The sequence below is a fragment of the Curtobacterium sp. MR_MD2014 genome (assembly GCF_000772085.1).
In the GTDB taxonomy this organism is placed as follows: Bacteria; Actinomycetota; Actinomycetes; order Actinomycetales; family Microbacteriaceae; genus Curtobacterium.
On the sequence record NZ_CP009755.1, the window covers coordinates 295,916 to 317,593 of the forward strand.

The 21,678-nt window shown below is 72.4% G+C and carries 18 protein-coding genes; 9 read left to right on the forward strand and 9 right to left on the reverse strand.

All coding sequences use genetic code 11. The features are described from left to right. Nucleotides 1–115 precede the first annotated feature (115 nt). Nucleotides 116–1,123 (reverse strand): LacI family DNA-binding transcriptional regulator, encoded by a 1,008-nt coding sequence (locus tag NI26_RS01510; RefSeq protein ID WP_235426429.1) that lies wholly within the window; start codon nt 1,121–1,123, stop codon nt 116–118. Between the two features lie 232 nt (nt 1,124–1,355). Here NI26_RS01510 and uriH point away from each other — a divergent pair, with 232 nt between their 5' ends. From uriH to NI26_RS01530, 4 genes are all read left to right on the forward strand, one after another. Next, on the forward strand, nt 1,356–2,384 hold the full coding sequence (uriH, locus tag NI26_RS01515; protein WP_066651673.1) for a uridine-preferring nucleoside hydrolase UriH: 1,029 nt from the start codon (nt 1,356–1,358) through the stop codon (nt 2,382–2,384). Then, a complete protein-coding gene (gene uriT / locus NI26_RS01520) occupies nt 2,381–3,799 on the forward strand; it encodes a uridine transporter UriT (protein ID WP_066657634.1) in 1,419 nt (472 codons plus the stop codon). Before uriH ends, uriT begins: the two co-directional genes overlap by 4 nt. Next, nucleotides 3,796–4,653 carry a ribokinase gene (locus tag NI26_RS01525; protein ID WP_066651675.1) on the forward strand — a complete coding sequence of 286 codons (858 nt, stop codon included), beginning with the start codon at nt 3,796–3,798 and terminating at the stop codon, nt 4,651–4,653. The genes uriT and NI26_RS01525 overlap by 4 nt, the downstream gene beginning before the upstream one ends. Nucleotides 4,654–4,786: 133 nt before the next feature. Then, a complete protein-coding gene (locus tag NI26_RS01530; protein WP_066651676.1) occupies nt 4,787–5,722 on the forward strand; it encodes a Ppx/GppA phosphatase family protein in 936 nt (311 codons plus the stop codon). Between the two features lie 42 nt (nt 5,723–5,764). Here NI26_RS01530 and NI26_RS01535 read toward each other — a convergent pair whose 3' ends face one another. After that, entirely contained in the window at nt 5,765–6,379 is a 615-nt protein-coding gene (locus tag NI26_RS01535; RefSeq protein WP_066651677.1) for an antibiotic biosynthesis monooxygenase, read from the reverse strand. Nucleotides 6,380–6,468: 89 nt separating this feature from the next. Continuing rightward, nucleotides 6,469–7,524, reverse strand: coding sequence for a non-homologous end joining protein Ku (ku, locus tag NI26_RS01540; RefSeq protein WP_066651683.1), 1,056 nt, complete (start codon nt 7,522–7,524; stop codon nt 6,469–6,471). A gap of 92 nt (nt 7,525–7,616) precedes the next feature. Between ku and NI26_RS01545 the strand changes: the two genes are divergently transcribed. From NI26_RS01545 to NI26_RS01555, 3 genes are all read left to right on the forward strand, one after another. Further along, the gene (locus NI26_RS01545) at nt 7,617–8,171 is read left to right on the forward strand and encodes a hypothetical protein (RefSeq protein ID WP_066651688.1); all 555 of its coding nucleotides are present in this window, start codon (nt 7,617–7,619) and stop codon (nt 8,169–8,171) included. Between the two features lie 99 nt (nt 8,172–8,270). Next, complete coding sequence (locus NI26_RS01550) at nt 8,271–9,161, forward strand: SDR family oxidoreductase (RefSeq protein ID WP_066651689.1); 891 nt, start codon at nt 8,271–8,273, stop codon at nt 9,159–9,161. Continuing rightward, a complete protein-coding gene (locus NI26_RS01555; protein WP_066651690.1) occupies nt 9,158–11,686 on the forward strand; it encodes an ATP-dependent DNA ligase in 2,529 nt (842 codons plus the stop codon). The genes NI26_RS01550 and NI26_RS01555 overlap by 4 nt, the downstream gene beginning before the upstream one ends. 307 nt (nt 11,687–11,993) lie before the next feature. On the opposite strand, the gene NI26_RS16730 is transcribed toward NI26_RS01555, so the two are convergent. From NI26_RS16730 to NI26_RS01570, 4 genes are all read right to left on the reverse strand, one after another. Beyond that, nucleotides 11,994–12,167, reverse strand: a complete 174-nt coding sequence (locus tag NI26_RS16730; RefSeq protein ID WP_158407720.1) for a hypothetical protein — start codon at nt 12,165–12,167, stop codon at nt 11,994–11,996. Between the two features lie 10 nt (nt 12,168–12,177). Next, nucleotides 12,178–13,143, reverse strand: a complete 966-nt coding sequence (locus tag NI26_RS01560; protein ID WP_066651691.1) for a sugar phosphate isomerase/epimerase family protein — start codon at nt 13,141–13,143, stop codon at nt 12,178–12,180. 178 nt (nt 13,144–13,321) lie between these two features. Further along, entirely contained in the window at nt 13,322–14,005 is a 684-nt protein-coding gene (locus tag NI26_RS01565; RefSeq protein ID WP_066651692.1) for a fumarylacetoacetate hydrolase family protein, read from the reverse strand. 376 nt (nt 14,006–14,381) lie between these two features. Next, nucleotides 14,382–16,853, reverse strand: coding sequence for a phosphoketolase family protein (locus tag NI26_RS01570; protein ID WP_066651698.1), 2,472 nt, complete (start codon nt 16,851–16,853; stop codon nt 14,382–14,384). Nucleotides 16,854–17,059: 206 nt separating this feature from the next. Here NI26_RS01570 and NI26_RS01575 point away from each other — a divergent pair, with 206 nt between their 5' ends. Beyond that, nucleotides 17,060–17,746 carry a hypothetical protein gene (locus NI26_RS01575; RefSeq protein ID WP_066651700.1) on the forward strand — a complete coding sequence of 229 codons (687 nt, stop codon included), beginning with the start codon at nt 17,060–17,062 and terminating at the stop codon, nt 17,744–17,746. A gap of 205 nt (nt 17,747–17,951) precedes the next feature. Here the strand turns inward: NI26_RS01575 and NI26_RS01580 are convergent, their stop codons facing one another. Beyond that, nucleotides 17,952–18,554, reverse strand: coding sequence for a J-domain-containing protein (locus NI26_RS01580; RefSeq protein ID WP_066651702.1), 603 nt, complete (start codon nt 18,552–18,554; stop codon nt 17,952–17,954). A gap of 12 nt (nt 18,555–18,566) precedes the next feature. On the opposite strand from NI26_RS01580, the gene NI26_RS01585 reads away from it, so the two are divergent. Then, nucleotides 18,567–19,742, forward strand: coding sequence for a sodium:calcium antiporter (locus NI26_RS01585; protein WP_235426436.1), 1,176 nt, complete (start codon nt 18,567–18,569; stop codon nt 19,740–19,742). Between the two features lie 64 nt (nt 19,743–19,806). On the opposite strand, the gene NI26_RS01590 is transcribed toward NI26_RS01585, so the two are convergent. Further along, nucleotides 19,807–21,624: a glycoside hydrolase family 15 protein gene (locus tag NI26_RS01590; RefSeq protein WP_066651704.1), complete on the reverse strand. Its 1,818-nt coding sequence runs from the start codon at nt 21,622–21,624 to the stop codon at nt 19,807–19,809. Between the last annotated feature and the right edge of the window lie 54 nt (nt 21,625–21,678).

Here is a 21,678-nt window from a genome sequence, read left to right on the forward strand (position 1 = left end):
AGCGCGTCTCGCCGCCGACACCGGGAAGCGCCGCCGGACGTGCGCCGCGTCGGACTGGAGGCGTGGTGCCGGCCCGTCCCGCGCCTCCCGTCCGGTGCATCGTGCGGAGGCGCCGTCAGGCGCCGGTGCTGGCGCGGGGGACCAGGCGGGCCGGCAGGTCGACGGGCTCCACCGCGGTGCCGTCGATCGTCGCGAGCAGGCGCAGGGCGGCGGTGCGGCCGAGCTCGGCTCCCGGCAGGGCGACGCTCGTCAGGGCCGGCGCCGTGACCGACGACGAGGGCAGGTCGTCGAAGCCCGCGACCGCCAGGTCCTCGGGGACCCGGAGCCCCATCGCGCCCGCGACCCGGAGCACGCCGTACGCCAGGGTGTCCGCCGCCGCCACGACCGCGGTGACGCCGTCCTCGTGCCACGCCTCGACCACGTGCTCGGTCGCCAGTGCGGCGGCGTCCACCGTCAGGTCCGCGCGGGCACCGATCTCCGAGACCGTGATCCCGGCGGCGGCGCAGGCCTCGTCGAACATCCGGTGGCGGATGCCGAACGTGGCGACCCGAGCGGTGCCGTCGAGGTACGCCACGTGGTCGTGTCCGCGGTCCCGCAGGTGGGCGACGAGCGCGTCGATGCCCGGAGCGAGGTCGTAGTCGACGGCGGTGGTGCCCTCGGCGGCGTCGGGGGCGTCGAGCAGCACGACGGGCACGCTCGCGTCCATCGACTCGCCGGCTGCCGGGGCGTCGACCAGGATCCCCGCCGGCCGCAGCCGCTCGAAGCGCCGGAGGTCGGCGGCGGTGGGCTGTGCGCCGCGCTCGGTGACCGAGAGCACGAGCTGGTACCGGTCGCCGAGCGTGTCGCGCACGCCGCGGATCACCTCGGCGAAGAACGGGTTCGACAGGTCGGGTGCGATGAGCACGACCAGGTCGCCGGTGCCGCGGGCGAGGGTGCTCGCCGCGTGGTCGACGACGTACCCGAGGGCCTCCACCGCGTCGCGCACCCGCTCCGCGATCGGCGGGGACACCCGCCCGCGCTCCTTGCCGTTGACGACCAGGGAGACCGTCGCGATGCTCGTCCCCGCGCGTTCGGCCACCATCGCCGCGGTCACGCGACGGCCTTGAGCGGCGGGGGAGGGCACCCGACGAGCCTACCGACCGGCGAGGGCACGCGGTCGGACGAGGATCGCTCGGAGTTGACGTCAAGCGTTTGACGTGTTCGAATGTCAAACGCTTGACGCGCCGCGCTGGAGTTGGTTCCTCCACAGTGCGGACCCCACCGCGTCGAGCACATACCTCCGTCCGGCGCTGCCGGACACGACGGGCTGCGAGCGGCCCGCCGACGCCGATCCCCGACGAAGTGGAGCGCCCAAGGTGCCCGATGCAACGACGCAGAAGATCATCCTCGACTGCGACCCCGGCCACGACGACGCCGTCGCCATCCTGCTGGCACACGGCAACCCGACGATCGAGCTCCTCGCCGTCACCACCGTCGTCGGCAACCAGACCCTGCCGAAGGTCACCCGCAACGCCCTCGCCGTGGCGCGCATCGCCGGCATCACGGGCGTGCCGTTCGCCGCGGGCGCCGACCGGCCGCTGCTGCGCGAGATCGAGGTCGCCCCGGAGATCCACGGCGAGAGCGGCCTGGACGGGCCGATGCTCCCCGAGCCGTCGTTCGGCCTGGACGAGCGGCACGCGGTCGACCTCATCATCGACACCGTGATGGCGCACGAGCCCGGCACCGTGACGATCGTGCCGACCGCGGGCCTGACGAACATCGCCCTCGCCGTCCGCAAGGAACCGCGCATCGTCGAGCGCGTCAAGCAGGTCGTCCTGATGGGCGGCGGCGTGCACGTGGGCAACTGGAGCCCGGTCGCCGAGTTCAACATCGTCATCGACCCCGAGGCAGCGGACATCGTGTTCCGCGCCGGGTGGGACGTCGTCATGGTCGGGCTCGACCTGACCCACCAGGCACTCGCCACCCCCGAGGTGGCCGCGCGCATCGCCGCCGTCGGCACCGGGCCCGCAGCGTTCGTCGGCGAGCTGCTCGAGTTCTTCGGCAAGGCCTACGAGGACGCCCAGGGGTTCGACGCCCCGCCCGTGCACGACCCCTGCGCCGTCGCGTACGTCATCGACCCGACGATCGTCCGCGCGGTGCGGATGCCGATCGCGATCGAGACGACGGGCACCCACACGCTCGGCATGACCGTCGCCGACCTCCGCGGTCCCGCGCCCGAGGACTGCCGCACGTCCGCGGCGATGGAGCTCGACCACGGGCGCTTCTGGGACCTGGTCGTCGACGCCCTCGAGCGGATCGGCGAGACGCCCGACACCGGGTGGTCCCCGCGCGCCGCAGCCCGGGCCGTCGAGTCCGCCGACACCACCGTCACCCCGGAGGCCTGAGCACCGTGACCACCACCTCGACGAAGAAGTCGATCGGCGCCCTCACCGCCGCCCTGCTCGCCGCGTGCGTCGCGTTCCAGCTCAACGCGAGCATGCTCAGCCCGGCGCTCGCGACGATGGCGGACGAACTCCGCACCGACGACGCGACCATCGGGCTCTCGCAGACGCTGTTCTTCACGATCGCCGCCCTGTTCTCGCTGTTCCTGCCCCGGCTGTCCGACATCGTCGGCCGCAAGCGGGTCCTGCTCGGCATGCTCCTCGTGATGCTCGTCGGCAGCGTGGTCGCCGCCCTCGCCGTGAACGTGCCGATGCTCTTCGCCGGCCGCATGATCCAGGGCGTCACCGGGCCGGTCGTCCCGATCGGCCTGCTCATCCTGCGCAACGAGATCGCCGACCCCAAGCGCTACGGTGCAGCCCTCGGCCTGCTCACCGCCGTGAACGGTGGCATCGCCGGTGTCGACGCGCTGGCCGGAGGCTGGATCGCCACCCACTTCGGCTTCCGCGGCATCTTCTGGGTGATCGCGGTCGTCACGGTCCTCGCCGCGCTCATGGTGGCGGTGTGGGGCGTCGAGTCGAAGCCGTCCGCCGGCACCCGGATGGACTGGTGGGGCGTGCTCCCGCTCGTCGTCAGCGTCGGCGCACTGCTCACGGCGTTCAACGAGGCCGGCAAGCTCGCCCAGGCCGACCGGGCGCTCGTCGTCGGCGGGATCGTCGTCGCCCTGGTCGCGTTCGCGGTCTTCTGGGCGGTCGAGTCGCGGGTCCGCGAGCCGCTCGTCGAGACCCGGTACCTGCGGCGTCGCGGGACCTGGGCGCTCCTCGTGACGACGCTGCTCACCATGACGGGGGTCTTCGCCGTCGTGAACGGGCTGGTCACGAGCCTGGCCCAGAACGACGAGGTCGGCTTCGGCATGGAGGCGGACGTCGCATCGCTCGCGTTCCTCGTGCCGTACGCGCTGGTGGGCTGGGTCGTCGGACCCTTCTCCGGCCGCCTCGCGCCGACGCTCGGCTACCGCGCCGTGCTCCGCGTCGGCCTCGTCGGCAGCATCGTCGCGACGCTCGTCATGGCGTTCGTCGGCGTCCACTCGCTGCCCGTGCTCGTCGCCGCCACCGTGCTCATCGGCATCACCTACGCGGGCATCGCGAACATCGTGCTGAACGGGCTCGGCATCGTGCTCTCGCCGGACTCGAACCCGGGCTTCCTGCCGGGCCTCAACGCGGGCGCGTTCAACCTCGGTGCGGGCATCAGCTTCGCGGTCCTCCCGGCGCTGCAGATCGCACTCGGCACCGGCGGGTCAGCGGGCACCGCCGGCTACTCCGGTGGCATGCTCCTCGGTGCCGCGATCACCTGCGCGGCACTCGCCACGTCCTTCCTCATCCCGCGCCCGGCCTCGGCCGAGACAGGAGCCACCGCATGAGCGGCATCGTCGTCGTGGGCAGCCTCAACGCGGACCTGGTGGTCCGCACCGAGCGTTTCCCGAAGCCCGGGGAGACCCTGCAGGGGTCCGACCTCGCGATCCTGCCCGGTGGCAAGTCCGCCAACCAGGCGGTGGCAGCCGGGAGGCTCGGGGGCACCGTCCGCATGATCGGTGCGGTCGGCGACGACGGGAACGGCACACTGCTGCGCGAGTCCGTCGCATCGGCCGGCGTGGACACCACGCACGTGTCGGTCCGGCAGGGCGTCGCCACCGGGACGGCCGTCATCACGGTCGACGCCGCGGGGGAGAACACCATCGTGATCTCGGGCGGCGCGAACGCCACGCTGACCCCGGACGACGTACCCGCCGACGCCCTCGACGGCGCCGGGGTGCTCGGTCTCTGCCTCGAGGTCTCGATCGACGTCGTGCTCGCCGCCGCGCGGGCCGGCCGGGCCGCCGGAGCGACGGTGCTCACGAACCTGTCGCCGTTCGGCGCCGTGCCGCAGGAGCTCCTCGACCTGACCGACGTGCTGCTGGTCAACGAGCACGAGGCCGCCGAGCTCGGGGACCACGGCGTCGCACGCTCGATCGTGACCCGGGGCGGCGCTGGCTGCACGGTGCACGACGGGGATGCCGCGGCGGTCGACGTCGACGCCGTGCGGGTCGAGCCCGTCGACACCACGGGCTGCGGCGACGCGTTCATGGGGGCGGTGGCGCTCCGACTCGACGCCGGTGACTCCCTGCTCGAGGCCGCGCGCTTCGCCGTCGGCGTCGGCGCGTACGCCGCGACGAAGCCGGGTGCGCAGGCCTCCTACCCGACCACGTCGGACCTGGAGTCGTTCCTGCGGCCGTAGCCCGGGCCTCCCGCTCGCCCGTCCCGTCCCGTCCCGCGAAACGCAACCCTGGCGGCTGCTCGCAGCGCTGTAACGCTGCGAGGTGTCGCCGGGGTTGCGTCCTACGGGGGACATCGGCCGCTAGCGTTGGTGCATGCGCGTCGGAGTCCTCGACATCGGGTCCAACACCGGCCACCTGCTCGTGGTGGACGCCCACGGCGGAGCCGCGCCCCTGCCGGCGTCGTCGTTCAAGCAGGCCCTCCGGCTCGCCGAGCACCTCGACGAGTCGGGCGCGGTGACCGCGGTCGGGGTCGACGCGCTGACGACCTTCGTCGCCGACGCCGTCCGCGTCGCCGAGGAGCGCGGCTGCGAGGACATGCTCGGCTTCGCGACCTCGGCCGTCCGCGACGCCGTGAACTCCGACGAGGTGCTCGCGCACGTCGAGCGGGAGACCGGTGTCGAGCTCGCGGTGCTGTCCGGCGAGGACGAGGCGCGGCTGACCTTCCTGGCCGTCCGACGCTGGTTCGGGTGGTCCGCCGGACGCCTCGCGGTGTTCGACATCGGCGGTGGCTCCCTGGAGATCGCCGGTGGTGCCGACGAGGCCCCCGACGTCGCGTGGTCGATGCCGATCGGAGCAGCCCGACTCGCGCGCCGGTACTTCGCCGCGGGCACGCCCTCGGAGGACGACGTCCGCCGCATCCGCCACGAGATCCGCGTCGCGATCGCCCGCGACGCCGGACTGCTGCTGCGCGCCGGGCGGCCCGACCGGGCGGTGGCGACCTCGAAGACCTTCCGGTCGATCGCCCGGATCTGCGGTGCCGCGCCCTCGGCCGCGGGACCGCTCGTGCCGCGGTCCCTCGACGGTACGGTGCTCCGCGAGCGGCTGCCGTCGCTCCTGACGATGTCGCTCGACCAGCTGGCCGAGCTGCCGGGCGTCTCGCCGAGCCGGGCGCACCAGGTCGTCCCGGGAGCGCTCGTCGCCGAGGCCTGCCTGGACATCTTCGACCTGCCGGCGCTCGAGATCTGCCCGTGGGCGCTGCGCGAGGGCGTGATCCTCGAGCGGCTCGACCAGCTCTCCGTGCTCGGCTGAGACCCGACCGGACCCGGCCGGGCGGTCGGGCTCGGACGGGGCCTAGCGCTGCCGGGCGGGTCGCGGGGGAGCGAGCAGCCACGGGCGGATCAGCCCCGTGACGACGGGCAGCACCCAGAACGTCATGATCGGCGTGAGCACGAGCGTCGTGACGAGCACGCGGGGCAGCACGGCCAGGTGCCCGAACGCCGGGACGAGCCAGCCGACCAGGTAGGTGAAGGCGAGGTTGACCGGGAAGAACCCGAGCCAGATGCTCACGGCCTGCTTCCAGCGGGGCGGGGCGCTCGACGCGGGGGCGTCCTGCGGGGCGTCGAACCAGCCCTCGATGCCGGTGCGCTTCTCCACCCGGGACTCCACCACGAGGTCACGCCCCTGGTCGAGCCAGCGGAGCCGGTCGTCGGAGTTCTCCCACGTGGCGAGCTGCTCGTGGTCGGCGAACCGGTAGAGCATGTGCCACTCCCGACTGGTGGCGTGCGACCGGACCCACCCGGAGCCGAGGAAGCCCGGGTAGCGGTTCGCGAGGTTGACGCCGGACTGCACCCACGCGGTGGCGTCGGGGATGCGGTCGGGTTCGACCAGGCGGGTGATGGACACGGTGACGGGCGGGCCTGCGGTCACGGATGACGACTGCAGGCTCCCTGGCTCTTGTGGAGTCATGCGGACAGTCTCGCGGAGTCGTGTTTCCGGTTCGTGACGGCACCGTGGTGCGCTGCCCACGGTGGGCGGCGGTGGACCCGACGCGACGGCTAGCTGGCCTGCTTCTTCGCAGCGGTCTTCTTCGCGGGAGCCTTCTTCGCCGGAGCCTTCTTCGCGGGGGTCTTCTTCGCGGGGGTCTTCTTCGCCGGCGCCTTGCCTGCCGGTGCCTTCTCGGCCGGTGCCGCCTCCGCGTCCCCCTCGTCGTCCGCACCAGCGGAACCGGACGACGACCGTGCGCCGGACGACGAGCGCGACCCAGAGCCTCCGGACCGTGATGATGACCGTGACGAGGACCGCGACGACCCCGATGGACCGGACCGCTTCTTGTCCACCGAGGCCCGCAGGGCCGCCATCAGGTCGATGACGTCCCCGCCGTCGCCGTCCTCCTCGTCCTCGGAGCGCTCGCCGAACGTCTCCGCGGTGTCGACGTCGTCGCCGGCCTCGAGCTTCGCGTCGATGAGCTGCTGCAGTTCCTCCTGGTAGGAGTCCGTGTAGCGGTCCGGGTCGAAGTCGGCGGACATGCTCTCGACGAGCGAGGACGACATCTTGAGCTCGTTCGCGCTGACCTTCACCGACGCGTCGAGAGCCGCGAAGTCAGCAGCCCGGACCTCGTCGCCCCAGAGCAGCCCCTGCAGCAGGATGACGTCCTCGTTCACCCGCAGCACGCCGAGCCGGGTCTTCTGCCGCAGGGTGAACTGCACGATCGCGAGCCGGTCGGTCTTCGACAGCGTCTCGCGGAGCAGCACGTAGGCCTTCGGCGAGCGGGAGTCCGGCTCGAGGTAGTACGACTTCTCGAACATCATCGGGTCGACCTGGTCGACGGGCACGAACTCGAGCACCTCGATCTCGTGCGACTGCTCCTCGGGGAGCTGCTTGAAGTCGTCGGACGTCAGCACGACGGTCTTGTCGCCGTCGTCGTAGGCGCGCTGAATGTCGGCGTACTCGACCTCGTGGCCGAACTCGCACACGCGCTTGTACCGGATGCGGCCCTTGTCCTCGTCGTGCACCTGGTGCAGGGAGACGTCGTGGGTCTCGGTCGCCGCGTACACCTTGATGGGCACGTTGACGAGCCCGAACGCGATGGAGCCCTTCCAGATCGACCTCATGGGCACATGATGCCCGCGAGTGCGGCGACGGGCCCTCAGTTCCGGGCGGATCGCCAGCCGCGCACGACACCGGAGGGCGTATCGTGCCGCACATGACGGGGGACCACGAGACGACGACGGCCAGCGAGGCGACGGCGACGGCGACAACGGACGACGATCGGATCGGCGCGTCGGGGTGGTGGCAGCTCGTCGCCCTGACGGTCGGCGGGGCGGTCGCACCGGCGGTGTTCTTCGCGCTGCAACCGCGACCGGTCCCCTGGGTCGCGGTCGTCGTGCTCGGCCTCGCGCTGGCGGTCGTGCTCCCCGCGCTGCAGGTCTGGTCCTGGGCGCGACGGGGCGGTCGTGCCGCCGTCGTCGCGACGCGACGGTGGGTGGACGACGGACGCGTCCCCGCCGAGGTCCCGGACGCGGTCTGGCGTCCGCGGGTGCAACGGTGGCTGGCGGACGCCCGGCAGCGACGCACCAGCGGGTGCGTGTTCGTCGGGCTGGCCGCGCTGTGGGCGATCCTCGCGGCGTCCGGGACCGCGGGCGACTGGGGTGTCGCGGTCGTCTGGGCCGTACTCGGGGTCGGCACCCTCGTGCAGGGACGCGGCGACCGGGTCGGCGCGGAGCAGCTGCTCGCCGCCCCGGTGCGGACGACGGCCTGACGGCCGCCGGTCCCTGCACAGCTCCTGTGTCAGGACGACCCGTCCACGGAACAGCCCGGTCCTGAACCGTCGTGCCGCCACGGCGAGCACCATGGGCCCATGAGCCAGCTCGACAAGCAGGACCCGCGTTCGCAGTACGCCCGGCCGCCGTTCCCGCCGCAGACCCAGCAGGGGTCCGGGCTGGCCAGCGCGATGGACCCGGCGCCCGACCACGGCGAGACGACCTACCTCGGGACGGGGCGGATGCCCGGGTACCGGGTGCTCGTGACCGGAGCCGACTCCGGCATCGGGCGAGCTGCCGCGATCGCGATGGCGAAGGAAGGGGCCGACGTCGCGTTGAACGCCCTGCCCGAGGAACGCGAGGACCTGGAACAGGTGCGTGACGTCGTCGGCGACCTCGGGCGCAGGGCCGTGCTGCTGCCGGGCGACCTGACCGACGAGGCGTTCTGCGACACCCTCGTGCGCGACGCCGTCAGCGAGCTCGGCGGCCTCGACGCGCTCGTGCTCGTCGCCGGACACCAGCAGGTGCACGAGGACGTGACCGAGCAGTCGACCGAGGACTTCGACCGCACCATCAAGGTCAACCTCTACTCGATGTTCTGGCTGGTGCGAGCGGCCGTCCCGCACATGGCGCCCGGCAGCGCGATCGTCACCACGAGCTCCGTCTCGGCGTACCAACCGCAGGACCGGATGATCGACTACGCCGCCACGAAGTCCGCCATCATCACCTACACGAACGGTCTCGCCCGCCAGCTCGCGGCGAAGGGCATCCGGGCGAACTGCGTCGTGCCGGGGCCGGTGTGGACGCCGCTGCAGCCGATCAGCTACCCCGGTGACGAGATCGCCGCCTACGGTCAGGACACCCCCTTCGGCCGTCCGGCGCAGCCCGTCGAGCTCGGCAGCGCCTACGTCCACCTCGCCGGCCCGGAGTCCTCGTACACGTCCGGCAGCACCCTGACCGTGGCGGGAGCGACCGGGGTCGCGCTGTGAGCCCCGTCGCCCGGAAGACCACCGTCACGGTCGGCGACCGTCGGATCGCCCTGACGAACACCGACAAGGTGCTCTACCCGGCGACCGGGACGACCAAGGGCCAGGTCATCGCCTACTACGAGCGGGTGGCGCCGTGGATGATCCCGCACGTCAAGGACCGCCCCGTGACGCGGAAGCGCTGGGCGAACGGCGTGGACGGCGGGGTCTTCTTCGAGAAGAACCTGCCCGACTCGGCGCCCGACTGGGTCCGTCACCACACGATCGCGCACAAGGAGCACGACACCGAGTACCCGATCGTCGACGACCTGCCGACGCTCGTCTGGACGGCGCAGCAGGCGGCGCTCGAACTGCACGTCCCGCAGTGGCGGTTCGGTCCCCGCGGCGCGCAGCAACGTCCGGACCGGCTCGTGCTCGACCTCGACCCCGGCGAGGGTGTCGGGCTGCCGGAGTGCGTCGAGGTGGCGCTCGCCGCACGCGAGATCCTGCACGGCATGGGGCTCGACCCGTACCCGGTGACGAGCGGCTCGAAGGGCATCCACCTGTACGCGGCGCTCGACGGGCGCGCCACGACCGCACAGGTGTCCGACGTCGCGCACGAGCTCGCCCGGGCGTTGGAGCAGGACCTGCCCGACCTGGTGCTCTCCTCGATGAGCCGCGCCGAGCGACGGGGCAAGGTCTTCGTCGACTGGTCGCAGAACAACGGCAACAAGACGACGATCGCGCCGTACTCCCTGCGCGGCCGTGACCGGCCGACCGTCGCCGCGCCGCGGACCTGGCGGGAGCTCGAGGAGCGCGGGTTCGCCCAGCTGGAGTTCGAGGAGGTCCTCGACCGCCTGGAGGCCCACGGCGACCTCCTGCACCCGGTCGCCTCCGCCTCGCTGGCGGTGGGCAGGACCGACCACGGCCACTGGGACGGCGACCGGACCCAGCGTGCGAACGAGGCAGAGCAACCGGCTCGCGACCGCCTCGCGGCCTACCGCGCGAAGCGCGATGCGTCGCGGACGCCGGAGCCGGTGCCCGAGGGCGCACCGACCGTGCGGAAGGACGGCACGCCGACGTTCGTCATCCAGGAGCACCACGCGACCCGGGACCACTACGACTTCCGGCTCGAGCACGAGGGTGTGCTCGTGAGCTGGGCGTTGCCGAAGGGCGAGCCGACCGACCCCGGGAAGAACCACCTGGCGGTGCAGACCGAGGACCACCCGCTCGAGTACGGCTCGTTCGAGGGGACGATCCCGCAGGCCGAGTACGGCGGGGGGACCGTCACGATCTGGGACGACGGCACCTACGAGCTCGAGAAGTGGCGCGACGGCGAAGAGGTGATCGTCACGCTGCACGGCCGCACGAACGGCGTCCGTCGGCTGGCGCTCCTGCACACCCGAGGGCGGGGCCGCGGGAAGGACGGCGACGAGCAGAACTGGCTCATCCACCGCACGAAGGACCAACCGGACCGTCTCGCCGACGGGGGTGGCGAGGCGGATGCGGCTCGAGCCTCCCGGACACCGACCCCGACGCCGAGCACTGCGGAACGGCAGCGGATCGGCCGTGCCGCGCCCGCGACGACGCCGCCCGCCGAGCGTCGGGCCATGCTCGCGAGCCCCGTGCAGGGGGAGCCGCGTCTCGACCCGGCGGCCTGGGCCTTCGAGATGAAGTGGGACGGCGTCCGTGCCCTGGCGACCGTGCGCGACGGACGGGTCACCCTGCGCAGCCGCAACGACAACGACCTGACCGCGCAGTACCCGGAGCTGCAGGAGCTGGGCGAGCGGGCCGGGGTCGACGGGGTCTTCGACGGCGAGGTCGTGGCGCTGGACGAGCGCGGGCGTCCGTCATTCGGCCTGCTGCAGGACCGCATGGGACTGACCGGGGCTCGTGACGTCGAGGCTGCTCGGCGCCGGACACCCGTGCGCCTGCTGCTCTTCGACGTGCTCGAGGCCGACGGACACGACCTGACCCGGCTCGGCTACGACGCCCGGCGCGAGGCGCTCCTGACCGTCGTCGAGCCGGGTGGGGTGATCGACGTGCCCCAGGCGGTCGACGGTGACCTGGACCATGCCGTGGCGGCGTCGCGTGAGCGGGGGCTCGAGGGCGTCGTCGCGAAGAAACGGTCGTCGCGGTACGCCGAGGGCCGCCGCTCCGAGGCCTGGGTGAAGATCAAGCACCACGCCACGCAGGAGGTCGTCGTCGGTGGGTGGCGGCCCGGCAGGGGGCGCCGGGCCGGTGGCGTCGGATCGCTGCTGTTGGGCGTACCCGGCCCGGACGGACTCGAGTACGTGGGCAGGGTCGGGACGGGGTTCAGCGACCGCGACCTGGACGAGATCGGGGAGGCCCTCGGGAAGACGGAGCGGAAGACCTCGCCGTTCGTCGAGGTCCCTCGCCCGGATGCCCGCGACGCCCACTGGGTCACACCTCGTCGGGTCGGTGAGGTCGAGTTCGCCGAGTGGACGGCGGACGGTCGGCTCCGGCAGCCGTCGTGGCGCGGGTGGCGGCCCGACAAGGGGCCCGAGGACGTCGTCCGCGAGTCCTGACCTGGTCGGCCTCGGCGATCACGGGCAGAGGCGGTCCGTGCGCCGGATCAGGGGACGCACGGACCGCCGCCGGTGCACCGCGGTCGGCGATCAGGGGTGGCCGACCACGGCGCGTCCACGGCCCGGGATCACCAGAGCCCGGGCGTCCGGAACCCCCACGGTTCCGGGGCCCACTGGTGTGACGGGTCGACTCCGGGGTTCGTCACGCTGTTCGTCGGATTTCTTCCTGCAGAGCCGCTGCGGACACGAGGAGACCGTCCGGGAGCTCGGCTCCCGGACGGTCTCCGGTGGTCCTCGGTCGGCCCGTTCAGGCGGCCGGCGCGGGACCGTCGGCGGGCTTCGCGGTGTCCGCGGCGGGCAGGTCCTCGTCGATCAGGTCCTCCTGCTCGGGCAGGTCGACCTCGGCGGCTGCCGCCTTGGCCTCGTCGATGGACTCCTGCGAGCGCCGGAGGAGGTCGTCGTCTGCTGCGTGATCCGTCATGCGCCCGACGCTACGCGGGTGCGCCTGTACCCGCGTCGGTCCGGGGCACCGGTCGATCGAGCGGAGGTGCGGCGGCGTCGAAGTCGACGGCGGAGGTCGGGGCAGGCGTGGTCGGCATCGCCGGGGCAGCGGGCTCGTCCGCGGCGTCCGCGGCGTCGAGCACGGCCCGGGTCGCGGCCACGGCGGTCCGGAGCGCGTCGGCCAGGGGCATCGCCCGGTGCGCGGCCGTCCGGACCTCGACACCCCAGGGCTCCTCGTGTCCGAGCCCCCGGAGCACGCGGACGAGCCCGGGCAGGTCCCATGCGCCCGATCCCGGCAGGTGTCGGGCACTGCGGGACTCCTCGGCGAGGGTGAGTCCGGACGGGGTGTGCAGCAGGCCGTCGCTGAGCTCCACCGCGGCGAGCACCTCCGGCGCGACGCCTTGGGCGATCGAGGCGAGTGTGGAGCCGCCGCGCAGCGTGTGCATGGCGTCCAGGAGCAGCCCGGCGTTCGGGTGGCCGGCCGCGGCGACGAAGCGCGATGCCCGCTCGACGGTGGGCAGGTTCGACCAGGGCTCCGGTTCGAGGACCAGGCGGGCACCGACCTTCTCGGCCTGCGCGGCGAGGTCGACGAAGTCCGCGGTCATCGCCGCTGGCGTGACCGGGTGGACACCGGTGTCGGCACGGACGACGACCTGCCAGGCGCCGAGGGTCGCTGCCGCTTCGAGCACGACCCCACGGTCGGCCTCGTCGTCCGTCGAGCGTCCGCCGTGGCTCCACCAGCGGTCGAGGGGGCCGAGCTGCACCCAGACGATCCCGGCTCGGTCGAGGGCACGTCGCAGTGCCGTGAACCCGGTCGTCGCCCGCACCTCGTGGAGGTCGTCGAGCGACAGTGACAGGCCGGAGAACCCGGCATCCCCGACGGCTCGGACCCGGTCGGCGATCGGCTCGTCGCCCGCCCAGGTCCAGGACGTCGCGAGCAGGTCGTGTTCCTGCACGGCGCACCTCCTCGGTCGGGACACGCACCCGTCCCCGGCGCGCTCGGCGTCGAGCACGCTCGCGGTGTCCCGTGGTCTGGCGCCGATGGTCCCCCGGCGTCACCGACCGGTGTACGCCTCGGGCCTGCGGACGTTCCCAGCGGTGCGTGGTCGCGCACCGTCCGACCGCGCCCGGAGGTCAGACGATACGGGTCGTCACCGTTCCGACCTCGGTGACGAAGCCGGTGACGACCTGGCCGCGCTGCAGCGGCCCGACGCCGTCCGGGGTCCCGGTGAACAGCAGGTCACCCGGGGCGAGGGTCACCCACCGCGAGAGCTCGGCGATCGTCTCGGCCACCGACCAGACCTGGTCGGCCAGGTCGCCCGACTGTCGCAGTGCGTCGTCCACGCGGAGGCCGATCGCGCCGGTGGTCGGGTCGACCCCGGCGGCCGGGACGAGCGTCCCGACCGGGGCCGAGGCGTCGAAGCCCTTCGCCAGGTCCCACGGCCGACCGAGCCGCTTGGCCTCGGCCTGCACGTCGCGACGCGTCAGGTCGATGCCCACGCCGTAGCCCCACACCAGGTCGAGGGCGTCCGTCACGGCGACGTCCGACCCGCCACGACCGAGCGCGACGACGAGTTCGACCTCGTGCTCGAGGCGGTCCGTACCCGGCGGGTAGGGGGTGTCGGCGCCGTCGGTGACCAGGGCGCTGGCCGGCTTCGTGAAGAAGAACGGCGGCTCGCGGTCAGGGTCGTGGCCCATCTCCCGGGCGTGGGCTGCGTAGTTGCGACCGACGCAGTACACCCGACGGACGGGGAACCGACCGCCGGCCGTGGTCGGCAGCGTGGGCTGGTCCGGAGCGGGGATGACGAGGTCCTGCACGTGCCCAGCCTGGCACGTCGACTCTCGGCGAGCGAGGCGTCCTCGTGGAGATCGTGCTGCTCCCGCGCGCGTGCCCGCTCCTGGCGCTCCCGCGACTCCTGCCGGAGGTCCTCGAGCAACTCCAGCCGCCCCTCCGGCTCCACGAGGGGGCCGTAGTGCGGGTCCGCGAGCAGGATCTCGACAGCCCGCTCGACCCTGGCGAGCCGTCGCTTGAACAGGTCGTCGGGTTCGTCGGTGACACCGCGCTGACCCATCCGACGTCCGTGCCCCGAGCCTCACGGCACAGGGCCGGCCACGCGACGGGCGTGACCGGTCCTGTGGACGGTGTGCAGCGCCTCCAGGCTGTGCAGGAGGAGCGTGCAGGAGACGCGGGACGTCAGTTGCCGGGTGCGGCGCCCTCCGTCTCGCCGGCGCCCGGGTCGCCCCCGGTCCCGCCGTCGGTCGGCTCGTCCTGCGGCCACCCTCGGAACTCCCAGCCCGACAGCGACGGGTGGTCCTCGCCCTTCGAGTAGGCGAAGGTCCGCGCGGTGTCCCGCGCCTCGGTGAGCTTCGCGAGCAGGTCAGCGTGCGCGTCGGCGTCGACCCGCGACAGTGCGTCGTGCGCCAGCGAGAAGCGGTCCATCTCGTTCAGCATGAGCATGTCGAACGGTGACGTGGTGGTGCCCTGCTCGAGGAAGCCGTGCACGTGCAGGTCGTCGTGGCCGTTCCGGCGGTACGTCAGCTGGTGCACGAGCGACGGGTAGCCGTGGAAGGCGAACACCGTCGGCGTGCCGGGCAGGAAGACCTCGTCGTAGCGCTCGTCGCTGACCGGGTGCTCGTGCTTCCGCGGGTCGCCGAGGGACAGCAGGTCCACGACGTTCACGAAGCGGACCCCGACCTCGGGCGCGTGCTTCCGGATGATGTCCGCGGCGGCGACGGCCTCGACCGTCGGCACGTCACCGGCGCTCGCGAGGAGCACGTCGGCGCGTCCGACCGTCTGCTCGGTTCCGGCCCAGTCCCAGACGCCGAGCCCGGCAGCCGCGTGCGCGACGGCGTCCTCGAGGGACAGGAAGACCGGCTCGGGGTGCTTCCCGGCGACGATCACCTCGATGCGGTCCGTGGTCTCGAACGCGTGCGCTGCCACGGCGAGCAGGGTGTTCGCGTCCGCCGGGAGCTTGATGCGCACGAGGTCCTGCTGCTTCGAGGCGACGACGTCGAGGAAGCCCGGGTCCTGGTGCGAGAAGCCGTTGTGGTCCTGCCGCCACACGTGCGACGACAGCAGGATCGACAGGTTCGACACGGGCGCGCGCCAGTCGATGTCGGTCGACGACTCGAGCCACTTCGCGTACTGCCCGACCATCGAGTCGATGATGTGCGCGAACGCCTCGTAGGTGTTGAGCAGTCCGTGGCGGCCGGTGAGCACGTAGCCCTCGAGCATCCCCTCGAGCAGGTGCTCCGACAGGACCTCGATGACCCGGCCACGAGCGCCGAGGTGCTCGTCACCGGCCGCGCGACGGGCACGCCACACCCGGGAGGTCACGTCGAACACGGCGTCGAGCTTGTTCGACACCGTCTCGTCGGGACCGAACAGGCGGAAGGACGACCCGTTCCGCGAGGTCAGCTCAGCGAGCCACGGCCCGAGGGTCGCGGTCGAGCTGGCGTCCTCGCCGACGGGGACCGCGTACGGCTCGAGCGGCGGACGGTCGAGCGCGGTGCGGATGCGCCCGCCGTTGGCGTGCGGCGTGGCGCTCATGCGGAGGTCGCCCTGCGGCCGGATGGTCGTGAGGATCCCGGTCGGCTGGCCGTCGGCGTCGAACAGCTCGTCCGGGCGGTAGCTCCGCATCCACTCCTCGAGCTGCTCGCGGTGTCCGGCGTCCTCGCGCACGGCCGGCAGCGGGACCTGGTGGGCGCGGAAGGTGCCCTCGACGCGCTCGCCGTCGACCTCCTGCGGGCCGGTCCAGCCCTTCGGGGTACGGAGCACGATCATCGGCCAGCGTGGACGCAGGTCGGCTGCGCCTGCCGGCTGTCCGGCTGCGGCCCGTTCGGCCTGGGCCCGAGCGGCGGCCTGGATGTCGTCGATGCTCGCGAGCGCGCGGCGGAGGGCACCGTCGAACAGCGCGTGCACCGCGAACGGGTCGTGGTCCACGCGTGCGGAGTCGACGACGATCGGCTCGTACCCGAGGCCACGGAAGTACGCGGTGAGGTCCTCGTCGGGGATGCGCGCGAGGACGGTCGGGTTCGCGATCTTCCAGCCGTTGAGGTTGAGGATCGGCAGCACGGCTCCGTCGGACACCGGGTCGAGGAAGGTGTGCGCCTGCCAGGAGCCGGACAGGGGACCGGTCTCGGCCTCGCCGTCACCGACGACGCACGCCACGACGAGGTCCGGGTTGTCGAGCGCCGCGCCGTACGCGTGCGCGAGCGAGTAGCCGAGCTCGCCGCCCTCGTGGATGGATCCGGGCGTCTCCGGGGCGGCGTGGGACGGGATGCCGCCCGGGAACGAGAACTGCTTGAAGAACTTCCGGAGCCCCTCGGGGTCCGGCGTGATGTCCGGGTACAGCTCGCCCCAGGTCCCCTCGAGCCAGGCGTTCGCGTTCATCGCGGGGCCACCGTGCCCGGGCCCGCACACGTAGAGGAGGTCGCGGTCGGTCTCGGCGATGAGCGCGTTGCAGTGCGCGTAGACGAGGTTCAGCGCGGGGGAGGTGCCCCAGTGCCCGAGCAGGCGCGGCTTCACGTCGTCCGGGTCGATGGGACGGGTGAGCAGTGGGTTGTCGAGGAGGTAGATCTGCCCGACGGTGAGGTAGTTCGCGGCGCGCCACCAGGCGTCGATCGCCCGGATCCGGTCGGTGCTCGGGATGTGTACGGGGGCCATGTCTCCACGCTACGGAGCAGGGGGCCGGAGTTCCCCAGGAACTTCGTCCAATCCGATCGGGCGAGGGCCCCGAATCCCTTGCATCAGCCGGGAAACACCCGGAGCGCTCACCAGCCGCAAGTAGCTGGTTCTCCACCCCTCTTCGGGGTGTGTTCGGCGCGCACACAGGGAATCGCGCCGAGCGCGACAACGGAAGGAACCCACTCATGCGCAAGTCCATGAAGACCTCGATCACCCTCGCCACCACCGGCGCCCTCGTCCTCGGTGGTGCCGCGTTCGGCATCAGCACGGCGAACGCCGCGACCCCGAACGTGCAGACGGTCTCGTCCTCGTCCGAGGCCTCGAAGATCCCGGCCCCGGTCGCATCGGTCCCCGAGGTCAAGGGTGGCAACACCGCCGTCGCACTCGACAAGGGCTTCACCGACGCCCTCACCTCCCTCGGGCTGACCCCGGGCGTCTCCGGCGACGCGAAGCTCGAGGACGGCTCCGTGTCGTTCCCGATCACCGCCGGCTCGGTCACCTACTGGAGCCCGGACGGCAACTACCGCCCCTACGTGCAGGGCCTGCTGGACCACAACGGTTCGGGTCTGACCCTCAAGGCCGGCGACACCACGGTCACGCTCGAGAACTTCGTCGTGAACCCGGGCTCGTCGAAGCTCTACGGTGACGTCCTCGTCAACGGCGAGGTCGCCGCTTCGAACGCCTACCTGTTCTCGCTGCACGGTGGCACGCTCAAGCCGCTGCAGCTCGAGGGTGACAACGCCATCCTGACCGGCACCACCGTCCACGTCTCCGACGACGCCGCGAAGCTGCTCAACAGCACCTTCAAGACCGACGCCGTCAAGGGCGGGCTGCTCGTCGGCACCGCGACCATCACCGCGCAGATCAAGTAACACCCCGCGGCACACCACCGCACCGGCACCACCACGAGAAGGCGCCGCTCCCCACCACGGGAGCGGCGCCTTCTGCACGTCCGGGCCGGCAGCGCAGGCGGGTGCGGTCGATCGGGTCGGCCTGGAGGCACGGCCCAGCGCCGCGACACCGGCCGCGGTCCGGCACGGCGGACGAGGACACGGTGCGCGCCTCGTGCTTCCCAGGTCACGCCCGACGCCACCACCGACGCGGCCGTGCCGCCTGCTCCGCAGCCGCACGGTCGGCGGTCGCCCGCTCGTCCGCGGCGCGGCGGGCGTCCCGCCGCTCGCGCCACCGCTCCACCTCGACGTCGACGTCGCGCATCGGCGTGACGACCGGCGGTCCGCCGAGCAGCTGCCGTCGGGCCTCCTTGACGCGGGCGTTGAAGTCGACGAGGACCGCGCGGACGTCGTCCTCGGTCGTGAGCGCGTCGAGGTGGTCGTCGAGCTCGGCGTCCTCGGTCCGCAGCGCCAGCGCCGGCGGGGCGATGCCGCGGATGTCCTCACGCTCGATCTTCGCCTTGATCCACCAGTCGGGGTCGTGCCGTCCGTCGTTCCCCGGCAGCGGTTTGCCGTGGTACGGGTTCCCCTCGAAGACCCCGCGGCGCTCGGCCTCCTCGATGCGGGCACGAGCGTGCCGTTCGACGTCCTGCAGCCGGAGCAGGCGTCGTTCCTCGCGGACCTCGTCCGGGTCGAGGGAGCCGCGTTCGATCTCGCTGTCCACGAGCTGCTGGTACCGGTACCGGGCGGCTCGCCGCAGCCGGTCCATCCGTGCATCGACGTCGTTCATCGCCCGTCCATCATGCGCCGCACCGCCGACGGTGTGCTCAGCGGCCGTCCACGCTGGCCGGTCGCCGTCGAGCCGTTCGGCGCACACCTCGGAGCGGTCGCGGCCGTCGGGGGCCACGGTGAGGGCATGGGATCCCTGCCGCTCTGGATGCTCGTCGTGATCTTCGTGGCCGGTGCCGCGGTGATCTGGGTCGCAGGCATCCAGCTCTCGAAGACCACCGACGTCCTCGACGACCGGCTGCACCTCGGGAGCGCGCTCGGCGGGCTCATCGTCCTGGCCGTCGCGACGAACCTGCCCGAGATCGCCATCACGGTCAGCGCGGGCCTGTCCGGCAACATCGAGGTCGCTGCCGGCAACATCCTCGGTGGCATCGCCCTGCAGACCGTCGTGATCGCGATCCTCGACGCCTTCGGCCGACGGGGCAAGGGGGTGCGGCCGCTCACCTACCGTGCTGCGTCGCTGACCCTCGTGCTCGAGGCGGTCGTCGTCGTCGCGGTGCTCGCCGTGGTCGTGGCCGGCAGTCAGCTCCCGCCCGACCTCGTGGTCGCACGACTCACACCGGACGTGGTGCTCATCGCAGCCATCTGGGTCGTCGGGCTCCTGCTCGTGCAGCGCGCCGGCAAGGGGTTGCCGTGGCACCAGGACGGCCGGGCGCCCGACGCGTCACCGCACGCGTCGGGGCACCGGACACGGAAGCAGGACCCACCGCGGATGAGCACCCGGAAGGCGGCGGTCGTCTTCACGGTGTCGGCCCTCGCGACGCTGGTCGCCGGTGTCGTCCTCGAACGTGCGGGTGATGCGGCGTCGGAGCAGATCGGGTTGTCCGGGGTGCTCTTCGGCGCCACGGTGCTGGCCCTCGCCACGAGTCTGCCGGAGATCTCCACCGGCATCCAGGCCGTCCGGCAGGGCGACGACAACCTCGCGATGTCGGACATCTTCGGCGGCAACGCGTTCCTGCCGGTGCTGTTCCTGGTCGCCACGGTGCTGTCCGGCAAGGCGGTGCTGCCGCAGGCGAACGCGAGTGATGTGTACCTGACGGCCCTCGCCGCGCTGCTGACGCTGGTCTACGCGGTCGGCCTGGTGTTCCGGCCGGGGCGGCGGATCATCGGCATGGGCGTCGACTCGTTCGTCGTGGTCGTGCTCTACCTGGTCGGGGTCGCCGGCCTCGTGGCGATCACCCTGGGCTGAGCAGCGTACGACCGTCGCGGTCAGGCGGGCACCACCGACCCGCCCGACCGGGTCCGCGCCCGGTTCACGACTCGGCGGCGACCTCCTCGATCGTCAGCGCCGCCTGGATGAGCGCGAGGTGGGACAGCCCCTGCGGGATGTTGCCCATGAACGCCCCGTCCTCGGCGCTGAGCATCTCGCTGAACAGGCCGACGTCGTTCGCCTGCGCCACCATGTCGTCCATCAGGGAACGGGCATCGTCCACCCGACCGGTGCACGCCATGGCGGCCGCGAGCCAGAACGAGCACGCGACGAAGGGCGACTCCTCCTGGTCCATGCCGGAGTACCGGTAGACCAGGGGGCCGTGCTGCAGCTGTTCCTCGATCGCGCGGATGGTCGACGCCATGCGCGGGCCGCGGTCGAACGACGACATCGCGTGCAGCAGGATCGAGGTGTCGATCGCGTCGGACCCCGGGTACATCACGTAGTACCCGCGCTCCTCGTCCCACCCGTGTTCGGCGACCCACTGCTCGATGAGCTCGCGGTTCTCGATCCACTTCTCGCGCGGTCCGTCGATCATGCCGGCGTCGTGGAGCTCCACCGCAGCGTCGAGCGCCTGCCAGCACCCGACCTTGCTCGACACGTAGTGCTGCGCCTCCTGGAGCTCCCACATACCGGAGTCCTGCTCGGGCCATCGGTGGCAGGCGTCGTCCGCGAGCCGCTCGAGCACGCTCGCGGTCTGGCGGTCGAGCACGTTGCCCGCCTTGACGTACTGACGGAGGATCTCGAAGACGTCACCCCAGACACCGAGCTGCAGCTGGTCGCCCGCACGGTTGCCGATCGTCACCGGACCGATGCCGTTCCACCCGGGGACGTCGCGCTCCTCGACGCCGTCGGTCTTCTCGCCGTTCAGGTCGTAGAAGATCGGCATGGTCTCGTCGTGCTCGGCGATGGTCCGCATCACCCAGGACACCGCCGCGTGCGTCTCCTCGCGGAGCCCGAAGCGGGTGAGGGCGTGCACGGTGTACGACAGGTCGCGGACCCAGGCGAACCGGTAGTCCCAGTTCTTGCCGCCCGTGCGGTCCTCGGGCAGGCTCGTCGTCGGCGCCGCCGCGATCGCACCCGTGGGCGAGTAGATGAGCAGCTTCAGCGCGAGCGCACTGCGCTGCACGGCGTCGGCCCACGGGCCGTCGTACGAGAAGGTCTCCGACCAGGTCGACCAGTTCTCGATCGTCCGGTCGACCGCGTCGAGCGTGCGCTCCGGCTCGGGCATGAAGATCGGCTCGTTCTCGGTACCGACGATCGTCAGGATCGACTTCGACCCCTCGTTCGTGGTGAAGCGTCCGGAGAACCGAGGCCCGTCGTCGTGCACGGGCTCGAAGCCGTGCTGCACGATGCCGATGGTCACGCCGTCGATACCGATCACCGTGCCGTTGGCCGTGTCGATGCGTCGCGGCTCCGCCGTGTTCAGCAGGGTGCCGGGGACGACCGCCCACTCCATCTCGACGGTGCCGGAGACACCCTGTACGCAGCGGCCGATCTCGGCCCACGGCAGCCGACCGGCGACGCCGGTGACCATCGCGTCCGTGACCGTGCAGGACCCGCTGTCGGTCGTCCACGTCGTGACGAGCACGTTCGTGCCCGGCAGGTACTCGCGCTCGACGCTGGCGTCGCCGGTGGGACGGAGTGCGATGTGCCCCCCGTGCTCGGCGTCGAGGATGCTCGCGAAGACCGGTGGGGAGTCCATCGAGGGGATCGGTAGCCAGTCGATCCGGCCGTCGCGTGCGACGAGCGCGACCGTGCGGCCGTCACCGATGGCTCCGTAGGAGCGGAGCGGCACGTAGCCGTCGGTGCGCTCCTCGTTGTCGTTCGCGTCGGGGGTGTCGCGGGTCCGTTCGGTCATACCACCAGCCTGCCCGGCCCGGCGGGGCGACCATCAGCCGGGCGTACCCCGCTG

Excerpts from the sequence above, each read along its gene's own strand:
- NI26_RS16730 (WP_158407720.1), bottom strand. The coding sequence starts at position 12,167 with ATGACGGATCACGCAGCAGACGACGACCTCCTCCGGCGCTCGCAGGAG.
- NI26_RS01550 (WP_066651689.1), top strand. The coding sequence starts at position 8,271 with ATGAGCCAGCTCGACAAGCAGGACCCGCGTTCGCAGTACGCCCGGCCG.
- NI26_RS01575 (WP_066651700.1), top strand. The coding sequence starts at position 17,060 with ATGCGCAAGTCCATGAAGACCTCGATCACCCTCGCCACCACCGGCGCC.
- NI26_RS01535 (WP_066651677.1), bottom strand. The coding sequence starts at position 6,379 with ATGACTCCACAAGAGCCAGGGAGCCTGCAGTCGTCATCCGTGACCGCA.
- NI26_RS01545 (WP_066651688.1), top strand. The coding sequence starts at position 7,617 with ATGACGGGGGACCACGAGACGACGACGGCCAGCGAGGCGACGGCGACG.
- NI26_RS01570 (WP_066651698.1), bottom strand. The coding sequence starts at position 16,853 with ATGGCCCCCGTACACATCCCGAGCACCGACCGGATCCGGGCGATCGAC.
- NI26_RS01530 (WP_066651676.1), top strand. The coding sequence starts at position 4,787 with ATGCGCGTCGGAGTCCTCGACATCGGGTCCAACACCGGCCACCTGCTC.
- NI26_RS01590 (WP_066651704.1), bottom strand. The coding sequence starts at position 21,624 with ATGACCGAACGGACCCGCGACACCCCCGACGCGAACGACAACGAGGAG.
- NI26_RS01585 (WP_235426436.1), top strand. The coding sequence starts at position 18,567 with ATGCGCCGCACCGCCGACGGTGTGCTCAGCGGCCGTCCACGCTGGCCG.
- NI26_RS01580 (WP_066651702.1), bottom strand. The coding sequence starts at position 18,554 with ATGAACGACGTCGATGCACGGATGGACCGGCTGCGGCGAGCCGCCCGG.
- ku (WP_066651683.1), bottom strand. The coding sequence starts at position 7,524 with ATGAGGTCGATCTGGAAGGGCTCCATCGCGTTCGGGCTCGTCAACGTG.
- NI26_RS01525 (WP_066651675.1), top strand. The coding sequence starts at position 3,796 with ATGAGCGGCATCGTCGTCGTGGGCAGCCTCAACGCGGACCTGGTGGTC.